The 6,873-nt window shown below is 54.4% G+C and carries 6 protein-coding genes and 1 pseudogene; 3 read left to right on the forward strand and 4 right to left on the reverse strand.

Features of this window, described 5'->3' with window-relative positions:
* Positions 1 to 19: 19 nt before the first annotated feature.
* Positions 20 to 1,009, reverse strand: a pseudogene (gene pldB / locus OGY62_RS04480) (lysophospholipase L2); the annotation flags it as partial.
* A 111-nt stretch (positions 1,010 to 1,120) separates the two neighbouring features.
* Between pldB and rhtB the strand changes: the two are divergent.
* Entirely contained in the window at positions 1,121 to 1,741 is a 621-nt protein-coding gene (rhtB, locus tag OGY62_RS04485; protein ID WP_275166680.1) for a homoserine/homoserine lactone efflux protein, read from the forward strand.
* 42 nt (positions 1,742 to 1,783) lie between these two features.
* Here rhtB and rhtC read toward each other — a convergent pair whose 3' ends face one another.
* The 3 genes from rhtC to pldA all read right to left on the reverse strand — a co-directional run bounded on the left by rhtC (position 1,784) and on the right by pldA (position 5,257).
* Positions 1,784 to 2,404: a threonine export protein RhtC gene (gene rhtC, locus OGY62_RS04490; protein WP_012131165.1), complete on the reverse strand. Its 621-nt coding sequence runs from the start codon at positions 2,402 to 2,404 to the stop codon at positions 1,784 to 1,786.
* Positions 2,405 to 2,467: 63 nt separating this feature from the next.
* Entirely contained in the window at positions 2,468 to 4,297 is a 1,830-nt protein-coding gene (gene recQ / locus OGY62_RS04495; protein ID WP_286459185.1) for an ATP-dependent DNA helicase RecQ, read from the reverse strand.
* 90 nt (positions 4,298 to 4,387) lie between these two features.
* Positions 4,388 to 5,257: a phospholipase A gene (gene pldA, locus OGY62_RS04500; protein ID WP_012131163.1), complete on the reverse strand. Its 870-nt coding sequence runs from the start codon at positions 5,255 to 5,257 to the stop codon at positions 4,388 to 4,390.
* A gap of 165 nt (positions 5,258 to 5,422) precedes the next feature.
* On the opposite strand from pldA, the gene yigI reads away from it, so the two are divergent.
* Together yigI and rarD are read left to right on the forward strand one after the other, a co-directional pair.
* Positions 5,423 to 5,890 carry an acyl-CoA thioesterase YigI gene (gene yigI / locus OGY62_RS04505; protein WP_024130101.1) on the forward strand — a complete coding sequence of 156 codons (468 nt, stop codon included), beginning with the start codon at positions 5,423 to 5,425 and terminating at the stop codon, positions 5,888 to 5,890.
* A gap of 43 nt (positions 5,891 to 5,933) precedes the next feature.
* The gene (gene rarD, locus OGY62_RS04510; protein WP_047459986.1) at positions 5,934 to 6,827 is read left to right on the forward strand and encodes an EamA family transporter RarD; all 894 of its coding nucleotides are present in this window, start codon (positions 5,934 to 5,936) and stop codon (positions 6,825 to 6,827) included.
* Positions 6,828 to 6,873: the final 46 nt, after the last annotated feature.

Genomic DNA, 6,873 nt, shown 5'->3' on the forward strand with positions numbered 1-6,873 from the left:
GTTTCCGCTGGATGAATTAGTTATGCCTGTCGAAAAATTCGACAATGGCGTTAAGCGCGACTGAGCGCATTGCGTCCTTTTCAAAAAGGATCTCATGGTACGCGCCTTTTATGACAAGCGGTCGCTCTCCCTCTACGGGATGGCCCGCTGCGGCGCGGATTTCACAAAAACGGTCATGCGCGCGGTTATCCACCACACGCTCTTCTTCAGCCTGAACGAGTAGCACAGGGGTTGCGTCATCACCCGCCCCCGCCAAAGCCTGCTCACCGGCCAGAATACCTTCACGCACCCAGTGGTAAGTCGGCCCCCCGACGCGCAGCCGGGGTTCATCGGCATAGAAACGTAAATTGCGCCGATAGCGCTGCCGACTGTGCGTTAGCACATTCATACTAAAGGGCAGCGCTCGCCAGCGCCCGGTGCCAATGGCATACCCTTCACGGATTCGCTGATGCCCCTCGGCCCAGTCAAGAATGTGGCGCACCATCCATTCCGGTAAGCGCATCACGATACCAAACATCGGCGCGCAAAGCGCGATGGCATCACACTGGACGGCGTTGCGTTGCAGGAACAGCGTGGCAATAGCGCCCCCCATAGAGTGCGCCAGAATATAGCGTTTCCGCCACGGCCCCGATTGCACTTCCTGCTGCCAGAATGCGGTTAAGTCATCGACATAATCGTTAAAATTGACCACATGACCACGGTGCGTATCCGACAGCAAACGCCCGGAGCGCCCTTGCCCGCGGTGGTCGATGATGAGGACATCAAAACCAAGATGGAACAGGTCATACGCCAGTTCGGCATACTTTACGTAGCTTTCAATGCGACCTGGACAGATGACGATGACACGATCATTTTTCTTTGCGTGAAAGCGGACAAAGTGTACGGGAACGTCGTCCACGCCCGTGAATTCTGCTTCTTCCCGCTGACGCCAGAAATCTGTCAGTGGCCCCATAGAAAAAGCAGCGAACGCGTTTTCTCTCGTTTCCCAGTCCTTTTGCTGCTGAAACATCGGGTATCCAGCCTCGTTTACCAGGTAAAAATCGTTTTCTTTATGATGCCTGACACAATACAGCGACAGTAGGGTATTGTGGCATAAAAACAGACAATCAGGGAGTTCCTCATGACCTTCGAATGGTGGTTCGCTTATCTGCTGACATCCATTATTTTGAGCCTTTCTCCCGGCTCCGGCGCCATCAATACCATGACCACGGCAATCAGCCACGGCTATCGCGGCGCAACGGCGTCTATTGCGGGTTTACAGACCGGGCTTGGCATTCACATCGTACTGGTTGGCGTGGGCCTGGGGACGCTGTTTTCACGTTCCGTCGTCGCATTCGAAGTCCTGAAATGGGCGGGCGCCGCTTATCTGATCTGGCTGGGTATCCAGCAATGGCGTGCCGCAGGCGCTATCGATCTCAACGCGCTGGCGCACGCGCAGTCCCGAAGCCGTCTGTTCAGGCGCGCGGTATTTGTAAACCTGACCAACCCAAAGAGCATTGTTTTTCTCGCCGCGCTATTTCCGCAGTTTATCAAGCCGCAGGAGCCGCAGCTGATGCAGTACGTCGTGCTCGGTATCACAACCATTGTCGTTGATATCATTGTGATGATCGGTTACGCGACGCTGGCGACACGTATCGCAGGCTGGATTAAAGGGCCGAAGCAAATGAAGGCGTTAAATAAGGTATTTGGTTCGCTGTTTATGCTGGTGGGTGCGCTGCTGGCGTCCGCAAGGCATGCCTGAGAAATTGCCGGATGGCGCTAACGCTTATCCGGCCTACGATAATTAACGCGAAATAATCAGGTGAATGCCGAAACCGGCAAACAACGCACCGGCAAAGCCGTCGATCCACTTCGCCAGACGCTGATAACCGCGACGCATTTTCGGTAGCGCGAACAGGCTGGCGACCACGGTAAACCAGGCCAGCGTTTCCACGATAATCAACGCGAAAATACCCCAGCGCGCGGCTACGCCGACGTTATCGCCAACGAACAGTGAAAAGACCGATCCGAAATAGATGATCGCTTTCGGGTTCGCCAGGTTCGTCAGCAAACCTTTCACAAAGCTACGACCGCTTTGCGCCAGTTCAATCTGCGGCGCAGGCGCGGCGACGTCCTGTTTTTTTAGCGCGCCACGCAGCATCTGATAGCCCATCCAGCACAGGTACAAACCACCACCCACCATAATGATGGTATGCAGCCAGGCCATTTTCTCGATAATCAGATGCAGGCCGAGCAACGCAACGCCCGCCCAAACCATGACGCCGCAGGTAATACCCAGCACGCCCATCATTGCTTCCTTGCGCGAGCGGCTCACGGCGGTTTGAGAGACAAAGAAAAAGTCCGGTCCAGGACTCATTAACGCAACGATATGCACCATCGCTACGGTGAGAAATAGCATCAACATAAAAATGACTCGCGGGGGAATAGTTTACCGAGTCACCATCCTGGCACTTTTTTACCTGGCTGACTACTCTTCGTCGTCACCATCGACATGCGCGCGGATCAGCGCCATAAACTCTTTACCGAAACGCTCCAGCTTGCGCATGCCGACGCCGTTAACGCTCAGCATTTCGCTCGGCGAAACCGGCATCTGTTCGGCCATTTCAATCAGCGTCGCATCGTTAAAGACGACATACGGCGGGATATTCTCTTCATCGGCAATGGCCTTACGCAATTTGCGCAGTTTGGCGAACAGTTTGCGATCGTAATTGCCGCCGAAGGATTTCTGCATCACTCGCGGCTTCAACGCGACGATGCGCGGCACGGCAAGCTGCAACGGCACTTCACCACGCAGCACCGGACGCGCCGCTTCGGTTAACTGCAACGCCGAATGTTGGGCAATATTCTGCGTAACCATACCCAGATGAATAAGCTGACGAATCACGCTGACCCAGTGCTCATGGCTCTGATCGCGACCAATGCCGTACACCGGCAATTTGTCATGAGCTAAATCGCGGATACGCTGATTGTTCGCGCCGCGCAATACTTCCACCACATAGCCCATACCAAAACGCTGATTAACGCGATAAATCGTCGACAGGGCTTTACGCGCATCCATCAGGCCGTCGTACTGTTTTGGCGGGTCGAGGCAAATATCGCAGTTGCCGCAGGGTTCCTGCCGCCCTTCGCCAAAGTAGTTCAGCAGCACCAGACGACGACAGGTCTGCGCTTCGGCAAACGCCCCCATCGCGTTCAGTTTATGCCGTTCAATATCCTGTAGCTGCCCGGCGGGTTTCTCCTCCAGACAGCGGCGCAGCCACGCCATATCAGCCGGATCGTAGAACAGCATCGCCTCTGCGGGCAGGCCGTCACGCCCGGCGCGGCCGGTTTCCTGATAGTAGGATTCAATGTTGCGGGGAATATCAAAATGCACCACAAAACGCACGTTAGGTTTGTTAATGCCCATACCAAATGCAACGGTCGCCACGACGATTTGCAGATCGTCGCGCTGGAACTTCTCCTGCACATCGGCGCGCACGTTATTTTCCAGACCGGCATGATACGCCGCCGCGCTGATGCCGCGACTTTGCAGACGTGCGGCGGTGTCCTCCACCTTCGCCCGGCTGTTACAGTAGATGATACCGGACTTGCCGCGCTGTTCCTGCACATAGCGTATCAGTTGATCGAGCGGCTTAAATTTCTCCATCAGCATGTAGCGGATGTTCGGACGGTCAAAGCTGCTGATCTGGATTAACGGATCGTTCAGCCCCAACAGGCGAACAATATCCAGTCGGGTGGTGTCATCTGCGGTGGCGGTCAACGCCATAAACGGCAGGGAAGGAAAACGCTGGCGGAGCTGACCGAGCGCGGCGTATTCCGGGCGGAAGTCATGCCCCCACTGCGAGATACAGTGCGCTTCATCGACGGCCAGTAAGACCGGATTCCAGTGCGCCAGATGCTCAAGGAAGTTATCCAGCATCAGGCGCTCCGGCGCAATATACAGCAGGCGAACCTGCCCGGTTCGGCAACCGGCCATCACCTCATGCTGCTGTTCACGGCTCTGCGTCGAGTTCAGGCACGCCGCCGCCACGCCATTTGCCAACAGCTGGTCGACCTGATCTTTCATCAGGGAGATAAGCGGCGAAACGACAACGGTGAGCCCGTTAAGTAGTAAGGCTGGAATCTGGTAACACAGGGATTTGCCGCCGCCGGTCGGCATGACAACCAGGCAATCACGACCCGAGACGACCGTCTCAATGATCTCTTCCTGGCCTGGGCGAAACTGTTGGTAGCCAAAGGTTTCCTGTAAAACCTGTTTAGCCCCCAATTCCAGATTCAACACTTCCGCCTGCGCCACATTAACCCCGTTTGCCTGAAATAAAAACAGGCGCTATTTTCAGCGCCTGCGAAAGAAACTGCAATGTTTTAAACACAATCATTGCGCAGATCAGAATATGTCATTCAGCATAACACCCACGCCGACACGCGTCTGATTAAAGTTATAGTCGATTAACGATTCGCCATAGCCGCTGTATACCTGGGTATAGAGACGCACATGTTTCGTCATCGGGTAACTTAACCCCACTTCCGCCCCGCCGTAACCGGTATTCCAGTTGTACTGACCCTTCGCGCTCAGCACCGCATCTCCCAGGTGATAGCCGATTTTAAGCTGATAGTAGCCCATATATTTAGTGATATCGGGGTTATCGCCGGTGCCGCCAACGACGTACCACGGTTTCACTTCCATCAGCCAGTTACCGTTTTGCGCCATCAGACGCGTATACAAGCGGTTCCAGCTCCGCGAAGTCGGATCGGAACGCCCGTTGGAGTTATGGTTATACCCCATCTCCACATCGCGCAGCGTCCAGCCTGCAAAGTGGTAATCCGTGGCAAAGCCGAGGAACAACTGCGGTTCGTAGTTAGTCTCACGAAACGGCGAGGACTCTTCGCTGTTGGACAACTGCCACCAGGATTTCTGCGTATACGACGCCCCCAGCACCGAGTTTGGCCCAACAATCCCACGCCAGAACGGGAAGGCCAGGCTCAGCTGAAACTTCACTTCGTCTTTGCGCGCGTTTTCAGACCAATTATAAGAGCTGATCGCTTCTTTGTTCAGATCGCTGGTATTGGTGTAGATCAGGTAGTTCGTATCATAAGGATAAAGCGTGAAGGGATTATCATGCACCTGCAACATGTTTGCGATAATACTGCCCTGTACCGCAGGCGCGTCATGAATTTCTTTCACTGTCGCTTCCTGCGCATATACAGCCAATGGCAGCATTGCTGCTGGTAATAACCAACCCAAAATCGCCCGCATCGGTCGTGTTCTCCTGAACGCAATAAGTGTTGAATGGTATAATTATCTGCCAGCCATTCTACATACTTACTTAATCCCTGTTTAGTTATCCTCTCTTAAAGTAGAAAACAACAAATAAGAAGCATAATATCAACATTTCATTAACCAATGGAGTGTCTGGATCGTATGTCTTCCGTACTTACCGCTGAGCAGGCCCTGAAACTGGTGGGCGAGATGTTTGTTTACCATATGCCTTTTAACCGGGCATTAGGACTGGAGCTGGAACGCTATGAAAAGGAGTTTGCCCAACTGGCCTTTAACAATCAGCCGATGATGGTAGGCAACTGGGCGCAAAGTATTTTACACGGTGGGGTGATCGCCTCCGCGCTGGACGTCGCCGCCGGACTGGTGTGCGTGGGCAGCACGCTGACCCGCCATGAGACCATCAGCGAAGACGAGCTACGTCAGCGCATGTCGCGTATGGGAACTATCGATCTGCGCGTTGACTACCTGCGCCCGGGCAGAGGCAACCGCTTCACCGCCACCAGCAGCCTGTTGCGCGCGGGCAATAAAGTCGCTGTGGCGCGTGTGGAACTGCACAACGAAGAACAGCTTTACATTGCCAGTGCGACCGCAACTTATATGGTGGGATAAAAACAGGTAAACTGTTGTTACATTTCTGATATGAGTTTTCCCGATGGATGCTAAGCAAACGCGGCAGGGCGTGTTACTCGCTCTTGCCGCCTATTTTATTTGGGGCATCGCACCCGCGTACTTCAAATTGATTTACTACGTGCCCGCAGACGAGATCCTGACGCACCGCGTGATCTGGTCATTTTTCTTTATGATCGCGCTGATGAGCATCAGCCGCCAGTGGTCTGGCGTTAAAACACTGCTGCAAACGCCGAAGAAAATTTTCATGCTGGCGCTGTCAGCCGTGCTGATCGGTGGAAACTGGCTGCTCTTTATCTGGGCGGTCAATAACCACCATATGCTGGAAGCCAGCCTCGGGTATTTTATTAACCCGCTGGTTAACATTCTGCTGGGAATGCTGTTCCTCGGCGAGCGCTTCCGTCGTATGCAGTGGCTGGCGGTGATTCTGGCGGCCTGCGGCGTACTGGTGCAGCTCTGGACCTTCGGCTCTCTGCCGGTCATCGCACTGGGGCTGGCGTTTAGCTTTGCGTTTTACGGCCTGGTACGTAAGAAGATTGCGGTTGAAGCACAAACGGGGATGCTGATCGAAACGCTGTGGCTATTGCCGGTCGCCGCGATTTATCTGTTTGGCATCGCGGATAGCCCAACCAGCCATATGGGGCAGAATCCGCTGTCGCTGAATCTGTTGCTGATTGCGGCAGGTATCGTCACTACGGTACCGCTGCTGTGCTTTACCGGGGCGGCGACGCGCCTGCGCCTCTCCACGCTGGGTTTTTTCCAGTACATTGGCCCAACCCTGATGTTCCTGCTGGCCGTGACGTTCTATGGAGAAATACCGGGCGCCGATAAGATGGTGACGTTTGCCTTTATTTGGGTGGCGCTGGCGATTTTTGTGATGGATGCGATTTATACACAAAGACGCAAAGTTCGAGGATAAAAGCGTGCCGGTGGCGCGTCGCTTATCCGGCCTACGGGATCGGTAG

Source organism: Citrobacter sp. CK198 (assembly GCF_030333295.1).
GTDB lineage: Bacteria > Pseudomonadota > Gammaproteobacteria > Enterobacterales > Enterobacteriaceae > Citrobacter_B > Citrobacter_B koseri.

Excerpts from the sequence above, each read along its gene's own strand:
- rhtB (WP_275166680.1), top strand. The coding sequence starts at position 1,121 with ATGACCTTCGAATGGTGGTTCGCTTATCTGCTGACATCCATTATTTTG.
- rhtC (WP_012131165.1), bottom strand. The coding sequence starts at position 2,404 with ATGTTGATGCTATTTCTCACCGTAGCGATGGTGCATATCGTTGCGTTA.
- pldA (WP_012131163.1), bottom strand. The coding sequence starts at position 5,257 with ATGCGGGCGATTTTGGGTTGGTTATTACCAGCAGCAATGCTGCCATTG.
- yigI (WP_024130101.1), top strand. The coding sequence starts at position 5,423 with ATGTCTTCCGTACTTACCGCTGAGCAGGCCCTGAAACTGGTGGGCGAG.
- rarD (WP_047459986.1), top strand. The coding sequence starts at position 5,934 with ATGGATGCTAAGCAAACGCGGCAGGGCGTGTTACTCGCTCTTGCCGCC.